Genomic DNA, 16,868 nt, shown 5'->3' with positions numbered 1-16,868 from the left:
TCCGACGCACGGCACTAGGACGTGCTCCGTACGATCTGGCCATGGGCACCAAGGGCAAGGTCACCAGCGGCGTCGCCCGCCAGCTGGCCCCGCGCGCGATCGCGATGGCGCCCGGGCTGACCTCGTCGTTCGTCCGCGAGGCGCTGCACCGCGCCATCGCCGGCGTCGGCCCGCTGCCGGCGGCGTCGAAGGCTGCCGACGCCCAGCTGCGCGAGCAGAAGGGTGACGTCGACAAGGCGATCCACGAGGTGATCGAGAACCACGTCCGGTACGCCGGCGCGCAGGGCTTCGTCACGAACATCGGCGGCGTCGTGACCGCCGCGCTCACCATCCCCACGAACGTCACCGGCCTGGCGCTCGTCCAGTGCCGGATGGTCGCCGGGATCGCCCACCTGCGCGGCCACGACCTCGACGACCCGCGGGTCCGCAACGCGATCCTGGCCTGCCTGCTCGGCCGCGAGAGCGTCGACAAGCTGGTCAAGAAGCGCAAGCTGCCGGCACCGCCGATGGCGCTGGCCACCGCGCCGCAGCACGACCCCGAGCTCGACCGACGGATCAGCACCGAGGTGGGCACCGAGATGGTGGCCCGGGTCGCCGGGAAGCGGCTGGCCGTGACCGTCGGCCGGCGGGTGCCGGTCGTCGGCGGGCTGGTCGGCCTGGGCGCCGACGGCTACGCGACCTGGAAGATCGGCCGCTACGCCTCCTCCGAGCTCCTGCCCCGCGCCCGGCGGTAGACCCCCAGCAGCCGCTGGCCGGTCGCCCCGGACTGCAGCCGACCCACGACCCGCTCCTGCCACCGGTACGTCGGGTCCAGGTGGGCCCGGTCGAGCTCGCCGCGCAGGTCCTCGACCTCGCGCTGCAGCCGCATCTCGGCCTTGCGGATCCGGGCGTTCTCCAGCAGCAGCGCCTCGATCGCGTCGAGCGAGGCGCTCGCGACCTGCCGCGGCACCGGCCGGTCGGGGTCGGCGAACGTGGCCGGCGGCGCCGGCGCGCGCAGGTCGTCGAGGTCGCCGACGACGTCGTACCCCTGAGCGCGGATCTCGTCGATCCACACCTGGGTGACCTCCTCGACCCACGGGTGCACGGCGGGCGGCAGCGCCAGGCGCGGCGTGTCGGTGCGGCGCGACAGCGTCTGGTGGGCGAGCAGCTCGCGGACCAGCGGCCGGTAGAGCGCCGAGTCGACGACCCCGTCCGTCCGACGGTTGATGCGACGCACGAGCGCGGTCTCCGCGGCACCGAGCGACGGGTTCACCCGGCCCGCGTGGTCGAGGTCGAGCGGGACGTCGTCGAGGCCGAAGGCCCGGCTGAACCGCTCCCAGAGCAGCTGCCGCGGTCCGCCCGGCGCCGGCACGGTGACCAGGTGCACCTGCTCCGGTGGCAGGTCGAAGCCCCAGCGGTCGAGGATGTCGGGAAGCTCCTGGACCCCCCAGAACCAGGTGGCGATCCGGCCTTCGCGCGCGGGGTCGCGGATCTGGTCCAGGAAGCTCGCGTAGCTCAGCCGGCTGCGGTGCTTGACGTTCTCCTGCCACTCGGCCGGGATCTGCCGGGCCAGGTCGCGCACCGAGAGCACCAGGTGCACCTCGGTGCCGGCGCCGTGGCCGAGCGACTCGAGGGCGCGGGCCGCCTGGGCGCGGGAGGCGGTCGCGAGGATCTCGTGGCTGATGATCGCGGTGCCGTCGTGCGCGCGCACGGCCGCAGCGAGCCGGTCCCAGGCGCCGACGGCCTCGGACTCCAGGCCGCCCCAGGCCAGCCGCATCAGGTCGAGCGCGGCCAGGAAGTGCTCGTCGAAGCGCTCGGCGGGGTAGAGGATGCCGTGCTCGGCGAGGAGCGGACGGTTGAGGAACAGCACGTCCTGGAGGTACGACGTGCCGGTCTTGGGGGTGCCGACGTGCAGCAGGACGCGCGCGCTCATCCGACTCCTCCGGTCGCGTTCTCGTGCAGCAGCCGCAGGGCCAGGTCGAGGACGTCGCCGTCGCGTGGCGCGTCGACGCCGTTCCCGGGCGGTCGCAGCAGGACGTCGAGGTCCCCGACGACCGGGTAGCCCTCCTCGCCCAGGGTCCGGTGCAGCCGCTCGGCCTGCTGCCGCACCCACGCGTACCGGGACTCCGGGACCACCAGCGGCGGGCCGCCGCTCCCGGTCAGCTGCGGCAGGAGGTGCTCGCGGAGCAGCCGCACGCGCACCGGCCGCTCGACCAGCACCCCGAGCACTTCCCCGACCCGCCGGGCCAGCTCGCCGGCGGCGGCCGAGACCGGCGGCGGAGGCGTCAGCCCGGGGGCGTCGAGCAGCCCGGGCAGCGCCGCCGGGTCGAGCACGACGCGGAGCCGATCGTCCCCGACCTCGCCGCGCCAGTAGCGGGCGACCCGGGCCAGGTCGGCCCGCCGAGGAGGCGTACGACGACCCGTGGCCGCGTCCAGCCACTCGGGCCAGGACGCGGTGCCGGACGAGAAGCACCGGGCGAGCCACAGGTCGACCAGCATGCCGGCCAGGTCGCCGCCCACGACCACCACCCGCTCGTCGCGCCCGCCGGGCGGACGGCCCTGCGCGACCAGCTGCTCGCGGGCCCGGGTGGCCGGCCAGGGGTCGCCGACCAGCCGGTAGTGGACCGGCCCGGGGCCGCGCCGCAGCCACGACCGGCGCGCGGGCGCGGCCGGCTCGGGGTCGGGCAGGTCCTCACCGGACAGGTCCTCGGCGAGCAGCCCCGAGGCGACCCGCACCAGCTCGTCGTCGGGCAGCGCGGCGGGATCGACCGGTCGCGGCCCGAACCGTCGGTCGCGGGCCGCGCCGACCAGCTCCAGGTCGGGGCGGCCGCGCCCCGGGGCCCCGGCCGCGAGCACCCGCTCGGTCAGCACGGAGGTCGTCGTACCGCTGAGGTGGAGGCGGCGCAGCAGCTCCAGCTGCTGGGCGCCGGGCAGGAAGCGGCCGACGGGGTCCGCCTCGCCCTCCCATTCGACCCAGGGGGTGGTCCCGCCCGCACGCAGGTGGGCGTGCCAGCCCCAGGCCCGTCGCTCGCCGCTCATCGGTCACGCAGCCTGCGGGCGACCTTGCCGACCCGGGCCACCAGCTGATCGTCGGGTCCCGGGCGCCGGTCGGCCTCCATGATGACCGCCACCAGGGCGTCCATGGTCGCGTGGGCCACCGCGCGCTGGCCCGGCCGGTCGGGATCGTGCCAGGGCGCGTCCGGGTCGGGGCGGACCGGGCGCAGGTCGACGAGGTCGCCGACCACGTCGACCCCCGACCCGACCAGCCAGTCGTGCCAGCGGTCCGCGACCTCGTCGGCCCAGTCGTAGGCGTCCGGCGGGAGGGTCACCTTCCGCGGGTTCTCGGCCACCGCGAGCGTGTCGTGCACGATCAGCTGTCGGACCAGCTCGGCGTAGCCGTCGTACCCCAGGCCCTCGGCGCGCAGCCGGGTGTTCAGCCGGCGCAGCATCACGCTCTCGGCCGCCCCGATCGACGGGTTGCGGCGCACGCTGTCGAGCGGCGCCCAGGCGGGGTCGACGGCGATCGCCCGGCAGAACCGGTGCCACAGCTCGCTCGGCGCCCCACCGGGCGGCGGCACGGTGACGACGTGGACGCGGTCGGGGGTCAGCTGCCGGCTCCACCGCTCCAGGACCCGGGTCAGGTCCTGGACCCGCCAGAACGACTTCGCGGTGTCCGAGCGCGGGTTCTTGCGCACCCGGCGCGCGAACCGGCGGTACGACGACACGTCCTGGTGCTTGAGCCGCTCCTGCCACTCGGCCGGCACCTGCCGGGCGATGTCGCGGGCGGTGAGGACGAGGTGGAGCTCGGCCGGGGCGAGCGAGGTGACCGCCCGCTCGACCTGGTCGCGGTCGGCGCCGGCGAGGATCTCGTGGCTGACGACGACGGTCCCCTTGGCCCGCCGGACCCGTCGTACGAGCGCGTCCCACTCGCCGCCGACATCGTTCCCGACCCCGGCCCAACGCCGCTCGACCAGGTCGAGCGCAGGCCGGAACATGTCGTCGTGCGGGCCGACGGGGTAGCGGACGCCGTGCCGGGCGAGGGTGGCGCGGTTGAGGGCCAGCCGGTCCTGCAGGTAGGTCGTGCCCGTCTTGGGCAGGCCCAGGTGGAGGTAGACGACGTCGGCCATAGCCCGATTGTGGCCTACGCCAGGGCGCGCACCACCGCCGACGGGCTCGGCCGACCGAGCTCCCCGGCCAGCCAGGTGCTGGTCGCCACCAGCGCCCCCAGGTCGACGCCGTGCTCGATGCCGAGACCGGTGAGCATCCACACCAGGTCCTCGGTGGCCAGGTTGCCGGTGGCGCTCTTCGCGTACGGGCAGCCGCCCAGCCCGCCGGCGCTCGCGTCGAAGGTGGTGATCCCCGCCCGGAGCGCCGCGTGGGTGTTGGTAAGCGCCTGGCCGTAGGTGTCGTGGAAGTGCATCGCCAGCCGCCCCTCGTCCACCCCGGCGTCGCGGAAGGCCTGCACCAGGGCCGTGACCTGACCGGCCGTCCCGACCCCGATGGTGTCGCCCAGGCTGAGCTGGCTGGCGCCGAGGTCCAGCAGCCGCCGGCCGACGTCGACCACCTGCCGCGGGTCGACCGGACCCTCCCACGGGTCGCCGAAGCACATGCTGACGTAGGCCCGCACGTCCATCCCGGCGTCGCGGGCCCGCCGTACGGTCGGCTCGAACATGGCCAGCTGGGTCTCGAGGGTGCGGTTGAGGTTCTTCTGGGCGAACGTCTCGGTCGCCGAGCCGAAGATCGCGACGTGCTGGAGGCCGAGGGCCAGGGCCCGGTCCAGGCCGCGCTCGTTGGGCACCAGCACCGGGTGCCTCCGGCCGGCCTCCCCCAGGATCGTCATCAGCTCCTCGGCGTCGGCGAGCTGGGGCACCCAGCGCGGGTGCACGAAGCTGGTCGCCTCCACCACCGGCAGCCCGGCCGCCACCAGCCGCTGCACCAGCTCGGCCTTGACCGCCACCGGCACCAGCGCCTGCTCGTTCTGCAGACCGTCCCGAGGCCCGACCTCGTAGATCGTCACCCGCTCCGGCAGTCCCGGCTCCGGCACGACCATGGGCAGCCCGGGGGTCATCGGGGGGCTCCGGGGGTCGTCGGGGCCGGGCTGTAACGCGATGTTCGCCGCACTGGAGACGTGCTGCAGCGCGTACCTAGTGCGGCGAACATCGCGTTACAGCTGCGGCGGCTGCGACCCGGTCTCACGAGGCGGCCCCCGGTTCCACGTGGAACAACCGGGCGCCGAGGGCGACCTGCCGGCCGACGGCGGCGTCGACGTGCGCGACCGTGCCGGCGAAGGGCGCGCGGAGGGTGAGCTCCATCTTCATGGCCTCCAGGATGCCGAGCGGGTCGCCCGCGGCGACGACGTCCCCGACCGCGACGCCCACTGCCAGGACGGTGCCGGGCATCGGGGCGGTGACGGAGCCGTCGCCGGCGGCGGGGCCGTGGTCGGCGAGCGGGTCGGGGCGCTCGAAGGCGAAGCGCTGGCCGAGGTACGACGCCTCCGCGGTCCCGTCGGCCTGCACGTTGACCACCATCGACACCTCGTCGCCGGCCACCGACAGGGTCAGCACGTGGTCGGCGGCGGAGACCTGGCGGACCGGGACTCCGTCGACGGTGCCGGCGGCTCGGTCGACCAGCACCTCCCGGTCCAGCGGTACGACGGTCGCCGCGGGCGGTCCGCCGAGCCGGAACCCGTCGGGCTGGAACGGGTGCCCGGCGTCGCCGTACGCCGTCAGCATCGCGCTGACCCAGGCGACGAAGGTCCGCGGCAGGTCGGCGTCCGGCTCGGGGACGGTGTGCCGGTCGAGCCAGGCCGTGTCGATGGTCGCGTCGCGGAACGCGTCGGAGGCGGCCAGCGCGCGCAGGAAGCCGGTGTTGGTGGTCAGCCCGAGGATCGCGGTCCGGTCGAGCGCGTCGACCAGGGCGGCCCGGGCCGCCTCGCGGTCGGGACCGTGGACGACGACCTTGCCGAGCATCGGGTCGTACGACGTGCTGACGACCTGCTCGGACGCCAGGTCGTGGTCGACCCGGACGCCCTCCGGCCAGCGCACGATCGACGTGGTGCCGGCCTGGGGCAGGAACCCGCCGAAGGCGTCCTCGGCGTAGATCCGGGCCTCGATCGCGTGTCCGTCGCAGCGCACGTCGTCCTGGGTGAGTCCGAGTGACTCACCTGCGGCCACGCGCAGCTGCAGCTCGACCAGGTCGAGGCCGGTGATCGCCTCGGTGACCGGGTGCTCGACCTGCAGCCGCGTGTTCATCTCGAGGAAGTACGCCGCCCCCGTCACCTCGTCGACCAGGAACTCGACGGTGCCGGCGCCGACGTACCCGACCTCGCGGGCCAGGGCCACCGCGGACGACAGCACCAGCTCGCGGACCTCCGCGGAGATGGTCGGGGCCGGCGCCTCCTCGAGGACCTTCTGGTGCCGCCGCTGGGTGGAGCAGTCGCGCTCGAAGAGGTGCAGCACGGTGCCGTGGGCGTCGGCCATGACCTGGACCTCGACGTGGCGGCCGCGCTCGACGTACGTCTCGATGAGGATCGTGTCGTCGCCGAACGCGGCCAGCGCCTCCCGCTTGGCTGCCGCGACGGCCTCGTCCAGCTCGGCGGCCGAGCGGACCACGCGCATGCCCTTGCCGCCGCCACCGGCGGCGGCCTTGACCAGGACGGGGAATCTCGATAGGCCCGCTCGTTCCTCGCGGGCTACTCGATCACCGAAAGCCCCGGCGTCGGTGGGGACGACCGGCACGCCCGCCGCGACCGCGACCTCGCGGGCGACGTCCTTGCGGGCCATCGCCTCCATCGCCGACGGCGGCGGCCCGACCCAGGCCAGTCCGGCGTCGATCACGGCCCGGGCGAAGCCGGCGTTCTCGGACAGGAAGCCGTAGCCGGGGTGCACGGCGTCGGCCCCGGCGGCCAGCGCCTGCGCGACCTGCGCCTCGACGTCGAGGTAGTCGCCCGTCGCGACCGTCGAGGCCAGGCCCAGACGCGCACAGGTGCGGGCGATGCGGACCGCGATCTCGCCGCGGTTGGCGATGAACACCGACTTCACGAAAGCACCTCCAGCGGCAGGGTCGGGGTCCCCGTGGCGTTGTTCACGGAGGAGCGAAGCGGGGGAGTGAAGAACGTCATGGGGTGGGCTTACATCCTGAAGACGCCGTAGGAGGGGGCCGGCACGGGCGCGTGTGCGGCGGCCGCGAGGCCCATGCCGAGCACCCGGCGGGTGTCGGCGGGGTCGATGATCCCGTCGTCCCAGAGCCGCGCGGTCGCGTAGTACGGCGAGCCCTGCGTCTCGTACTGCTCCCGGATCGGGGCCTTGAACTCCTCGTCGTCGGGGCGCCCGGCGACGGTGGCCAGCACCGAGGCGGCCTGCTCCCCGCCCATCACCGAGATCCGGGCGTTCGGCCAGGTCCAGAGGAACCGTGGGTCGTAGGCCCGCCCGCACATGCCGTAGTTGCCGGCGCCGAACGAGCCGCCGATCACGACGGTGAGCTTGGGGACGACCGAGCAGGCGACGGCGGTGACCAGCTTGGCGCCGTCGCGGGCGATGCCGCCGTTCTCGTACTCCCTGCCGACCATGAAGCCGGAGATGTTCTGCAGGAAGACCAGCGGGATCCCGCGCTGGTTGCACAGCTCGATGAAGTGCGCGCCCTTGAGCGCCGACTCGCTGAACAGGATCCCGTTGTTGGCGACGATCCCGACCGGGTGGCCCCAGATGTGCGCGAATCCGGTCACCAGCGTCTCGCCGTACAGCTTCTTGAACTCCTGGAAGCGCGAGCCGTCGACGAGGCGGCGGATCACCTCGCGGACGTCGTACGGCGTGCGCACCTCGGCGGGCACCACGTCGTAGATCGACGCCGGGTCCTCCAGCGGCTCCTCGACCGGGCGCACCTCCCAGGGCGGCGCGGGTGTCGGGCGCAGGGTGTCGACGATGCCGCGGACGATGGCCAGCGCGTGCGCGTCGTCGTCGGCCAGGTGGTCCACGACGCCCGACTTCGTGGCGTGCACCAGGCCGCCGCCGAGCTCCTCGGCGGTGACCACCTCGCCGGTCGCGGCCTTCACCAGCGGCGGGCCGCCGAGGAAGATCGTGCCCTGGTCGCGGACGATCACGGTCTCGTCGGACATGGCCGGGACGTAGGCGCCGCCGGCGGTGCACGAGCCCATCACCGAGGCGATCTGCGGGATGCCGCGGGCCGACATCTGGGCCTGGTTGAAGAAGATCCGGCCGAAGTGCTCGCGGTCGGGGAAGACCTCGTCCTGCATCGGCAGGAACGCGCCGCCGGAGTCGACGAGCGCGATGCACGGCAGGTGGTTCTCGGCGGCGACCGCCTGGGCGCGCAGGTGCTTCTTGACCGTCAGGGGATAGTAGGTGCCGCCCTTCACGGTCGCGTCGTTGGCGATCACCACCACCTCGCGGCCGTGCACCCGGCCGATCCCGGTCACGATGCTCGCCGCGGCCACGCCCCCGCCGTACATGTCGTAGGCGGCGAGCGGCGAGAGCTCCAGGAACGGGCTGCCGGGATCGAGCAGCCGGTCGACCCGGTCACGCACCAGCAGCTTGCCCCGGTCGGTGTGCTTGGTCCGGGCCGCCTCGCTGCCGCCCTGCCGGGCCACCGCCAGCCGCTCGCGCAGCTCCTCGACCAGCTCCCTCATGTTCGCCACGAGGTCAGGTTAGCGATCATTAACCAACCACGCCAGGACAGAGGCCGCCGGGGCACGAGGCCAGCCAGGCCCGGCCGCCCTGCAGCGAGCGCACCGCCTTCCTCCCCTGCGCGTCGTCGAACCAGAACATCGCCCAGAGTGCCGGGGTGCGGGTCCGGCGCAGGGTGTCGGCGACCACCCGCGGGTCCCACGAGCCATCGCTGTGCTGCGGCCCCACCTCGGTCAGGGCCATCCGCGGCACCCGGGCGGCCACGGCGGCATAGCTGGAGAGGTCGAGCACCGCCGGACGGCCGTCGGCGGTGTCGTCGTAGCTGTCGGTGCCGCCGAGGTCGACCCGCGCGGGCACCAGCGCGACCGGGTCGTGCACGCCGCTCCAGGTCCGGGGCGCGGCGGCGTACGCCCAGAGCAGGTTGTGGACGCCGCGCGCGGCGGCGCGCTGCTGGAGCCGGGCGAAGAGGGCGCGGTACTCGGCCGGGTCGGGGTGCCCCCACCAGAACCAGCCGCCGCCCGCCTCGTGCAGCGGCCGGACGACGACCGGTACGCCGGCCGCCCCCAGCTGGGCGAGGGTGCCGAGGTGCTGGTCCCAGGTGGCCCAGAAGGCGTCGTACGCCGCCGTGTCGCCGCCGCTCCGGCGGGTGAGGAGCGCGCCGAGATCGGCGTCGGTCCGGTCGTTCCAGTCGCCGCCGGTCCACGGGTTGCGCGCGTGCCAGGAGGCCGTGAGCACGTGGCCGGCCCGGGCCAGGTCGACCAGCCGGTCGAGCCGTTCGGCCTTGCCGAGCGCGAGGGCGTCGGCCAGCTCGGTGAGGTCGAACCCGACCACCCGGAACCGGGCCGGGGCGACGTCGAGCAGGTCCGCCCAGGCGTCGTTGCTGATGTTGACCTGCTGACCGACGGCGGTCCGGCCGGCGCAGCGCCAGTCGTCGAGGGTGCGGACCAGCGCGACGGCGGCGGCGTCCGCGGCCGCGTCGACCGGACCGGGTCCGCGGCGGCAGGCGACCGCGCCGACCCGGACCCGGATCACCGGCGAGCCGGTGGCCCGACGGCCCCGGGCGGCGGGCACCCGGACCCGGAGGCGGAGCAGGCCCGCGGCGCTGGGCGTCACGCCCAGACGGTAGCGGCCGCGGCGGTCCGTGCGGTCGGTCGCGACCCGGACCCAGCGCTTCCCGACCAGGCGCTGGAGCAGCACCGGACGACGGGCGGCGGGCCGGACCCGGCCGGTCACGACGACCCGCTGACCGACCCGCGGGCTCGGGGTCTCCACCCGGTGGCTCACCGCCGACCGCGGCAAGCGCTGCAGCTCACCGCCGACGGCCGGGACCGGGGCGAGGACCCCGGCGGCCACCAGCACCGCGACCGCGATCCTGAGCACGTGAGCACGGTATCCACCGGCAGCGCCGATAACCTGACCCCATGACGAGCGCCGCCGGGACCCCCACCCGGCGCGAGCAGATCCTCGCCACCGCGGCCGAGCTCTTCGCCGCCCGCGGCTTCCACGGCGTCTCGGTCGCCGACCTCGGCGCGGCCTGCGGCATCTCCGGACCGGCCCTCTACAAGCACTTCGCGTCCAAGGACGCCGTGCTCGCGGCGATGCTGGTCTCGATCAGCGAGGAGCTGCTCGCCGGCGGGCAGGAGCGGGTCGCGGCCGCCGCGACGCCGGCCACCGCCGTACGAGCGCTGGTGGAGTGGCACACCGACTTCGCCCTGAACCACCGCGCGCTGATCGTCGTCCACAACCGCGACTGGGAGTCACTGCCCGACGACGCCCGCGAGCAGGTCCGCACCCTCCAGCGCACGTACGTCGACCTCTGGGCCGAGCAGCTGCGCCGGGTCTCGCCCGACCTCGGGCTCGACCGGGCCCGAGCCACGGCGCACGCGGCCTTCGGGCTGATCAACTCCACCCCGCACAGCCGGCTGCTGCCCGACGAGCCGATGCACGAGCTGCTGGTGCGGATGGCGCTGGGCGCGCTCGGGGTCCGCTGATGCGGACCCGACTGGTCGCCCTGCTCCTCGCGGTCGTCCTCGGGGTCGGCGGGGGCGCGGCAGCGGCGCTGTTCGGCGACGACGGCGGTGGGGACGGCGGTGCGACGTCGTACGCCGACCCGCTCGGGCTCGGGATCCCGAAGATCGACCTCGACTGCACCGGCGAACCTGTCCTGGTCGTCGGCTTCGGCGACAACGCCGCCGCGCTGCGTAACGAGGTCGTGAACACCCCGCACGAGGACCTCCGCTACCTGGAGACCAGCCGCTCGTGCGCCACCCGCTGGACCCCGTCCTCCACCGACGACACCTTCGACTGGGTGGTCTACCGGTCCGGTGACGCCACCGACCTGTGCCTGGACCGGCTGAGGAAACCGATCCACCGGCGCGACAACGTCACCTTCCTGGTCGACGGCATCGACGAGCGGGCGATGTGCCTGTGCGAGGTCCCCGCGACAGAGGCGCCGGTCCTGCAGAAGCGCACCCCAGCGGCGATCGCCCCCCGCAACGAGGTCTGGATCGGCGAGCTGCAGGACATGCTCATCACCATCGACGCCGAGCTGCGCCCGGACGCGGAGGTGCGACTGACCGGGAGGAACCGCGTGCGCGGCAAGTACGGCGAGGTGATGGCGGCCCGGATCTCCGCCGCCCAGCAGGAGTCCCGACTGCCCGAGACCGGGATCCTCGACGCCGCGACCTGGAACCGGATCACGGCCACCGGGTGCCGGCTCTACGACTACCGCTGAGCGGTCACAGCAGGTGGTCGAGCCGGCTGTCCGGGTCGGCCATCAGCTCCAGCAGCCGGGCCGCGCGCAGCGCCGCGTCGAGCGCGGACTCCAAGTCGGCGTCCTGCGCGGCGGGGGCGGCCTGCTCCCGCTCGTGCAGGCGGGCCAGCAGGTCGTCGCGGGCCAGGCCGCGCAGGTGCAGCAGCACGAACGGATCGGCCTCGACCAGCCAGGCCAGCTGGTAGAGCACGGCCAGCGCGTGCCGGCACGGGTCGGCCCAGGCGTCGCAGGTGCAGGCCGAGCCGAGCTCCCCGCCGTACGGGAGCAGCTCGACGCCGGCCTCGTCGGCGTGCTCGACCAGCAGGTGGGGCAGCTCGCCGGACATCAGCGCGGCGATCCGGCCCGCCTCCGCCGCGACCACCTCCACCAGGGCGGTGCGGCCGTCGGCGTCGAGCACCGGCAGCACGCCGGCCACCGTGAAGACGCCGTCCTCGTCCTCGACGGCCGCGTAGTAGCCGCCCTCCTCCACGGTGACCTGCCCGACGCGACCACTGCGCGCGAGCCGGCGCGCGCCGGCCAGGTCCTCCTGGGCGTACGCCGCCTCCTCCACCGCGCGCACCCAGGCCTTGCCCCACCAGGTGGTCGCGCGCGCCGCGCCCCGTCGTACGGCGAAGCGCGGGTGGACGACCCTGCTCATCAGGTGCTCCGCAGCGTGACCAGGTCGCGGAGCTCGTCGTTGCTCAGCTCGGTCAGCGCCGCCTCGCCGCGCCCGAGCACGGCGTCGGCCAGCGCGCGCTTGCGGGTCAGCAGCTCGGCGACCTTCTCCTCGATCGTGCCGCGGGTGATCATCCGGTGCACCTGGACCGGCTTGGTCTGGCCGATCCGGTAGGCCCGGTCGGTGGCCTGGTCCTCGACGGCCGGGTTCCACCAGCGGTCGAGGTGGACGACGTGGTCGGCGCGGGTGAGGTTGAGGCCGGTGCCTCCGGCCTTCAGAGACAGCAGGAACACCGGGGTCTCGCCGGCCTGGAAGGCGCGCACCATCGCGTCGCGCTGCCGCACCGGGACGCCGCCGTGCAGGAACTGGTGGGGGACGCCGGTGCGGGCCAGGTGGCTCTCCAGCAGGTGGCCCATCGCGACGTACTGGGTGAAGACCAGCACCGCGCCGTCCTCCGAGAGCGCGGTCGCCAGCAGCTCGTCGAGGAGGTCGAGCTTCTCGCTGCGCCCCGCGAGTCGCGCGGCTCCGGACTGCTTCAGGAAGTGGGCCGGGTGGTTGCAGATCTGCTTCAGGCCGGTCAGCAGCATCAGCACCAGGCCGCGCCGGGCGTCCTCGTCGGCCCGCTCGATCCGCTCCATGGTGTCGCGCACGAACGCCTCGTAGAGGACGGTCTGCTCGCGGGTCAGCCGCAGCGGGTGGTCGGTCTCGGTCTTGGGCGGCAGCTCCGGCGCGATGCCGGGGTCGGACTTGCGGCGGCGCAGCAGGAACGGGCCGACCAGCTCGGCGAACTGCTTGGCCTTGGTCGGCTCGAGCCCGGACTCGATCGGCGCGGCCCAGACCTTGCGGAAGGCGTTGCGGCTGCCGAGCAGGCCCGGCGTCGCCCAGTCGAGGATGGCCCAGAGCTCGGTCAGGTCGTTCTCGACCGGGGTGCCGGTCAGGGCGACCCGGCCCACGCTCGGCACGGCCCGCAGCGCGCGGGCGGTCGAGGAGCGCGGGTTCTTGACGTGCTGGGCCTCGTCGGCGACGACCAGGTCCCACGGGACCGCGGCCAGCTCCTCGGCCGAGACCCGCATCGTCCCGTACGTCGTCAGCACGAAGCCCGGCCCGCCGCCGCTCAGCAGGTCGGCCTCGTTGAGTCCCTCGAGCGAGCGCTGCCCGCCGTGGAAGCGGCGTACGGCGGTGCCGGGCGCGAACCGCTCGATCTCGGCCTCCCAGTTGCCGAGCAGGCTGGCCGGGCAGACGACCAGCGTCGGTCCGGTCGCGCCCTCGGCCACCCGGTGCAGGTGCAGCGCGATCAGGGTGATCGTCTTGCCGAGCCCCATGTCGTCGGCGAGACAGGCGCCGAGGCCGAGGTCCGTCATCTCGGCCAGCCAGGTCAGGCCCTGGCGCTGGTAGTCGCGCAGCGTGGCCCGCAGCGCCTCCGGCACCGGGACCGGCTCGCGGGTGGCGGCCGCCGCCAGCCGCTCGCGGACCTTCAGCAGGGTGGCACCGACGATCACCTCGGTGGCCTCCGCCTCCCCGCCCGGGGTCGGGACCAGGGCGGTGCCGGTGAGGGTCGCGGCCACCGCCTCGCCGGCGGTGATCCGGCGCAGCAGCCGCTTGCGGGCGCGGCGCGCGACGGCCGGGTCGATGACCGTCCAGCTGCCGCGCAGCTTGAGCAGCGGGGACGCCGACTGCGCGAGCTGCTCCATCTCCTCGTCGGTCAGCGGGTCGCCGTGCAGCGCGACCTGCCAGTTGAACGCGAACATCTCGCCGGCGCCGAAGAGCCCGGTCTGCAGCGGCTCCTCGCGGGGCCCGTCCGACGGCGACGGCGCGCGGTCGAGCACGGCGCGGGTGGTCAGGTCGCGGCCGAGCGAGCGCGGCCAGAGCACGTCGACGCCGCGGTCGCGCAGGGCGGCGACCCCGTCCTCGAGCAGGCTCGCGATCTCGGCCCCGTCCAGGGTGATCTGGTCGGGCACCCGCAGCTCGAGCATCCGGTCGAGCACCGGCCAGGCCTCGGCCGCCGCGCGCAGCGCGATGGTCGCGTGGGTGCGCGCCCGATCGCCGAACCCGTGGCTCGCGTCCGGTCCCGACTCGGCCCACAGCACCGCCGCGTCGCTGACGTGGAGCGGGTCCTGCTCGTCGTGGACCTGCAGCACCAGGCGTACGGCGCCGCCGACCAGCTCCTCCTCGTCCGCCTCGACCCGCAGCGAGACCGCGACCAGCTGCGGCCGGCGGTCGGGCGGCTCCTCGCGGTGCTGCTCGATGCGGCGCCGGAGGCGGGCCCGGAAGTCGGGGGCCGGCTCGGGCGTGGCCGGCCCGGGGGCGGTGCGGGGGACGGCGTCCACGACGGCGGCGAGCACGTCGCGCACCAGCGCCGACGCGGCGGCCGGGTCGAGCCCGACCGCGCCGCGACCGCCGGCCAGCAGGCTGACCCGCTCGCGGTCGTCGGCGTCCAGCGGCGCCACCCGCCAGCTCGGGACGGCCGTCGGGGCGGGCTCCAGCTTGCCGGCGGCGACCAGCCGCAGGCCGAGCAGCGCGGCCCCCGCCAGCAGGGCCACGCTGGGGTGGGTGTCGTCGCGCGCCTGCGCCTTGGTGAGGATCGGCAGCGCCGCGCGGATGGGCAGCACGACCGAGCGCCGGTCGTCGCTGAACTCCACCGTCCCCTCCCGCGGCGGCTCGGCGGGACGGAACGTCGCCGGGCCGGTGGTCGGGACGAAGCTCACGCGCAGACGCTAGCCGGGGCGTCCGACACTAGGGTCAGGAGCATGAGCATCCTCGACGCCCCGATCGCGCGCCTCGACGGCACCGCCACCACCCTCGGCGAGATCACCGGCGGCAAGCCCGCCCTGCTCGTCAACGTGGCCAGCAAGTGCGGCCTGACCCCGCAGTACACCGGCCTGGAGCAGCTCCACGAGGAGTACGCCGGCGCCGGGTTCACCGTGGTCGGTCTGCCGTGCAACCAGTTCCTGGGCCAGGAGCCCGGCAGCGCGGAGGAGATCGCCGAGTTCTGCTCCGCGACGTACGGCGTGAGCTTCCCGATGACCGAGAAGATCGAGGTCAACGGCGACGACCGGCACCCGATCTACCAGGGCCTGGTCGACACCCCGAACGAGCAGGGCGAGGCCGGCGACGTGACCTGGAACTTCGAGAAGTTCCTCCTCGCCGGCGACGGCACCGTCGTGGCCCGCTTCAGCCCGGGCGTCGTCCCCGAGGACCCGGCCCTCGTCGACGCGGTGAAGGCGATCACCGCCTGACCGGCCCGGGCGTGAGCGAGCCCACACGCCGTTGCGACGAAAGTCGGATGCCATCGGTTGAGACCGGCTCTTAGCCTGGGCCGGTGACCAGTGCTCCCGAGACCAGCGCCCCGCCGCCCGCCCCCGGATCCCCCGACAAGCTCGACCGCGACGTCCTGCTGGTCGCCGGAGTGGTCGTGGTCGGCGCGATCATGTCGATCCTCGACATCACGGTCGTCTCGGTCGCGCTGCGCACCTTCGAGGACGTCTTCGACGCGACCACCGCGCAGGTCGCCTGGACGATGACCGCCTACACGCTCGCCCTGGCGAGCGTGATCCCGCTGACCGGGTGGGCGTCCGACCGGTTCGGCACCAAGCGGCTCTACCTCACCGCCGTGGTGTTGTTCACCGTCGGCTCGGTGCTGTGCGCGGTGGCGACCTCGCTGGAGATGCTGGTCGCCTTCCGCGTCGTGCAGGGCTTCGGCGGCGGCATGCTGGTGCCGCTCGGCATGACCATCCTGACCCGCGCCGCCGGCCCCGACCGGATCGGCCGGGTGATGGCCGTGATGGGCATCCCGATGCTGCTCGGCCCGATCGCCGGCCCGATCCTCGGCGGCGCGCTGATCGACAACGCGTCCTGGCACTGGATCTTCCTGATCAACCTGCCGATCGGCCTGGTCGCGCTGGTCTACGCCTGGAAGGTGCTCCCGGCCGACGCCCCCACCCCGTCGGAGTCCTTCGACTGGCTCGGCATGGTGCTGCTCTCCCCCGGCCTCGCCCTCTTCCTGTACGGCGTCTCCTCGATCCCCGAGACCGGCACCGTCTGGGCCGCCAAGGTCCTGCTCCCGGCGCTGATCGGCGCGGTCCTGATCGCCGCCTTCGTCCCGTGGGCCCTCAACCGCCGCAACGAGCACCCGCTGGTCGACCTGCGGCTGTTCGCCAACCGCACCCTCACCTTCGCGGTGATCGGCATGACGCTGTTCGCGATCGCGTTCTTCGGCGCCAGCCTGCTGTTCCCGCAGTACTACCAGGGCGTGCGCGGCGAGTCCGCCATGATGGCCGGCCTGCTGCTGGCCCCGCAGGGCGTCGGCGCGATGCTCACCATGCCGCTCGCCGGCGTGCTGAGCGACAGGATCGGGCCCGGCAAGATCGTGATGGCCGGCGTCGCCACGATCACCGTCGGCCTGGGCCTCTACGCCACGCTGGACGACACGACGTCGTACTGGTTCCTCGGGCTGGCGCTCTTCGTCCAGGGCCTCGGCATGGGCGCCACGATGATGCCGATCATGTCGGCCGCGCTGCAGACCCTGCGCGAGCACACCATCGCCCGCGGCTCGACGCTGATGAACATCATCCAGCAGGTCGCCGCCTCGATCGGCACCGCGATCTTCTCGGTGCTGCTCACCAACGGCGTCAAGAACGACATCGGCGCCACCGACCCCGTCGGCGACCTGGCCGGCGTCTTCAGCGGCGTCTTCTGGGTCGGCACCGTGATGGTCGCGCTGGTGCTGATCCCGGCGTACTTCCTGCCCCGCAAGAAGGCCGAGCAGTCCGTCGACCCGACCGTCCTCGTCGGTCACTAACCGCCGAGTCAGCAGTTGTTGTGG

14 protein-coding genes are annotated in these 16,868 nt (G+C 74.3%); 5 read left to right on the top strand and 9 right to left on the bottom strand.

The genetic code is table 11. The annotated features are described in order from the left end of the window. The first annotated feature begins 41 nt into the window (after positions 1–41). Positions 42–734, top strand: coding sequence for an EcsC family protein (locus tag BLT76_RS05645; RefSeq protein ID WP_090851961.1), 693 nt, complete (start codon positions 42–44; stop codon positions 732–734). Here the strand turns inward: BLT76_RS05645 and BLT76_RS05640 are convergent. From BLT76_RS05640 to BLT76_RS05610, 7 genes are all read right to left on the bottom strand, one after another. Continuing rightward, entirely contained in the window at positions 695–1,912 is a 1,218-nt protein-coding gene (locus BLT76_RS05640; RefSeq protein WP_090851958.1) for a hypothetical protein, read from the bottom strand. The genes BLT76_RS05645 and BLT76_RS05640 overlap by 40 nt on opposite strands. Continuing rightward, positions 1,909–3,018, bottom strand: coding sequence for a hypothetical protein (locus BLT76_RS05635; protein WP_090851955.1), 1,110 nt, complete (start codon positions 3,016–3,018; stop codon positions 1,909–1,911). The genes BLT76_RS05640 and BLT76_RS05635 overlap by 4 nt, the downstream gene beginning before the upstream one ends. After that, on the bottom strand, positions 3,015–4,106 hold the full coding sequence (locus BLT76_RS05630) for a hypothetical protein (protein ID WP_090851952.1): 1,092 nt from the start codon (positions 4,104–4,106) through the stop codon (positions 3,015–3,017). Before BLT76_RS05630 ends, BLT76_RS05635 begins: the two co-directional genes overlap by 4 nt. 14 nt (positions 4,107–4,120) lie before the next feature. Then, positions 4,121–5,047: a hydroxymethylglutaryl-CoA lyase gene (locus BLT76_RS05625; protein ID WP_090851949.1), complete on the bottom strand. Its 927-nt coding sequence runs from the start codon at positions 5,045–5,047 to the stop codon at positions 4,121–4,123. Positions 5,048–5,171: 124 nt separating this feature from the next. Continuing rightward, a complete protein-coding gene (locus BLT76_RS05620) occupies positions 5,172–7,019 on the bottom strand; it encodes an ATP-binding protein (protein WP_090851945.1) in 1,848 nt (615 codons plus the stop codon). Positions 7,020–7,108: 89 nt separating this feature from the next. After that, positions 7,109–8,620, bottom strand: a complete 1,512-nt coding sequence (locus tag BLT76_RS05615) for a carboxyl transferase domain-containing protein (protein ID WP_090852201.1) — start codon at positions 8,618–8,620, stop codon at positions 7,109–7,111. 28 nt (positions 8,621–8,648) lie between these two features. Beyond that, positions 8,649–9,998 carry a glycosyl hydrolase gene (locus BLT76_RS05610; RefSeq protein WP_170866947.1) on the bottom strand — a complete coding sequence of 450 codons (1,350 nt, stop codon included), beginning with the start codon at positions 9,996–9,998 and terminating at the stop codon, positions 8,649–8,651. Between the two features lie 41 nt (positions 9,999–10,039). Here BLT76_RS05610 and BLT76_RS05605 point away from each other — a divergent pair, with 41 nt between their 5' ends. Together BLT76_RS05605 and BLT76_RS05600 are read left to right on the top strand one after the other, a co-directional pair. Further along, positions 10,040–10,609 carry an SACE_7040 family transcriptional regulator gene (locus BLT76_RS05605; RefSeq protein ID WP_090851939.1) on the top strand — a complete coding sequence of 190 codons (570 nt, stop codon included), beginning with the start codon at positions 10,040–10,042 and terminating at the stop codon, positions 10,607–10,609. Continuing rightward, positions 10,609–11,352, top strand: coding sequence for a peptidoglycan-binding domain-containing protein (locus BLT76_RS05600; RefSeq protein WP_090851936.1), 744 nt, complete (start codon positions 10,609–10,611; stop codon positions 11,350–11,352). The genes BLT76_RS05605 and BLT76_RS05600 overlap by 1 nt, the downstream gene beginning before the upstream one ends. Positions 11,353–11,356: 4 nt before the next feature. Here BLT76_RS05600 and BLT76_RS05595 read toward each other — a convergent pair whose 3' ends face one another. Together BLT76_RS05595 and BLT76_RS05590 are read right to left on the bottom strand one after the other, a co-directional pair. After that, the gene (locus tag BLT76_RS05595; RefSeq protein ID WP_244509271.1) at positions 11,357–12,028 is read right to left on the bottom strand and encodes an SWIM zinc finger family protein; all 672 of its coding nucleotides are present in this window, start codon (positions 12,026–12,028) and stop codon (positions 11,357–11,359) included. Beyond that, positions 12,028–14,751, bottom strand: coding sequence for a DEAD/DEAH box helicase (locus BLT76_RS05590; RefSeq protein ID WP_090851933.1), 2,724 nt, complete (start codon positions 14,749–14,751; stop codon positions 12,028–12,030). Before BLT76_RS05590 ends, BLT76_RS05595 begins: the two co-directional genes overlap by 1 nt. Before the next feature lie 42 nt (positions 14,752–14,793). Here BLT76_RS05590 and BLT76_RS05585 point away from each other — a divergent pair, with 42 nt between their 5' ends. Together BLT76_RS05585 and BLT76_RS05580 are read left to right on the top strand one after the other, a co-directional pair. After that, the gene (locus tag BLT76_RS05585; protein WP_090851930.1) at positions 14,794–15,282 is read left to right on the top strand and encodes a glutathione peroxidase; all 489 of its coding nucleotides are present in this window, start codon (positions 14,794–14,796) and stop codon (positions 15,280–15,282) included. An 83-nt stretch (positions 15,283–15,365) separates the two neighbouring features. Continuing rightward, positions 15,366–16,844, top strand: a complete 1,479-nt coding sequence (locus tag BLT76_RS05580; RefSeq protein ID WP_179714448.1) for a DHA2 family efflux MFS transporter permease subunit — start codon at positions 15,366–15,368, stop codon at positions 16,842–16,844. Positions 16,845–16,868: the final 24 nt, after the last annotated feature.

Origin of the sequence: Nocardioides lianchengensis (genome assembly GCF_900101465.1) — a bacterium.
In the GTDB taxonomy this organism is placed as follows: domain Bacteria; phylum Actinomycetota; class Actinomycetes; order Propionibacteriales; family Nocardioidaceae; genus Nocardioides; species Nocardioides lianchengensis.
This window is presented reverse-complemented; position numbering and strand designations above follow the sequence as displayed.

Coding starts and splice junctions, on each gene's coding strand:
- BLT76_RS05645 (WP_090851961.1), top strand. CDS start 42: ATGGGCACCAAGGGCAAGGTCACCAGCGGCGTCGCCCGCCAGCTGGCC.
- BLT76_RS05600 (WP_090851936.1), top strand. CDS start 10,609: ATGCGGACCCGACTGGTCGCCCTGCTCCTCGCGGTCGTCCTCGGGGTC.
- BLT76_RS05635 (WP_090851955.1), bottom strand. CDS start 3,018: ATGAGCGGCGAGCGACGGGCCTGGGGCTGGCACGCCCACCTGCGTGCG.
- BLT76_RS05625 (WP_090851949.1), bottom strand. CDS start 5,047: ATGACCCCCGGGCTGCCCATGGTCGTGCCGGAGCCGGGACTGCCGGAG.
- BLT76_RS05595 (WP_244509271.1), bottom strand. CDS start 12,028: ATGAGCAGGGTCGTCCACCCGCGCTTCGCCGTACGACGGGGCGCGGCG.
- BLT76_RS05615 (WP_090852201.1), bottom strand. CDS start 8,620: ATGAGGGAGCTGGTCGAGGAGCTGCGCGAGCGGCTGGCGGTGGCCCGG.
- BLT76_RS05630 (WP_090851952.1), bottom strand. CDS start 4,106: ATGGCCGACGTCGTCTACCTCCACCTGGGCCTGCCCAAGACGGGCACG.
- BLT76_RS05605 (WP_090851939.1), top strand. CDS start 10,040: ATGACGAGCGCCGCCGGGACCCCCACCCGGCGCGAGCAGATCCTCGCC.
- BLT76_RS05585 (WP_090851930.1), top strand. CDS start 14,794: ATGAGCATCCTCGACGCCCCGATCGCGCGCCTCGACGGCACCGCCACC.
- BLT76_RS05640 (WP_090851958.1), bottom strand. CDS start 1,912: ATGAGCGCGCGCGTCCTGCTGCACGTCGGCACCCCCAAGACCGGCACG.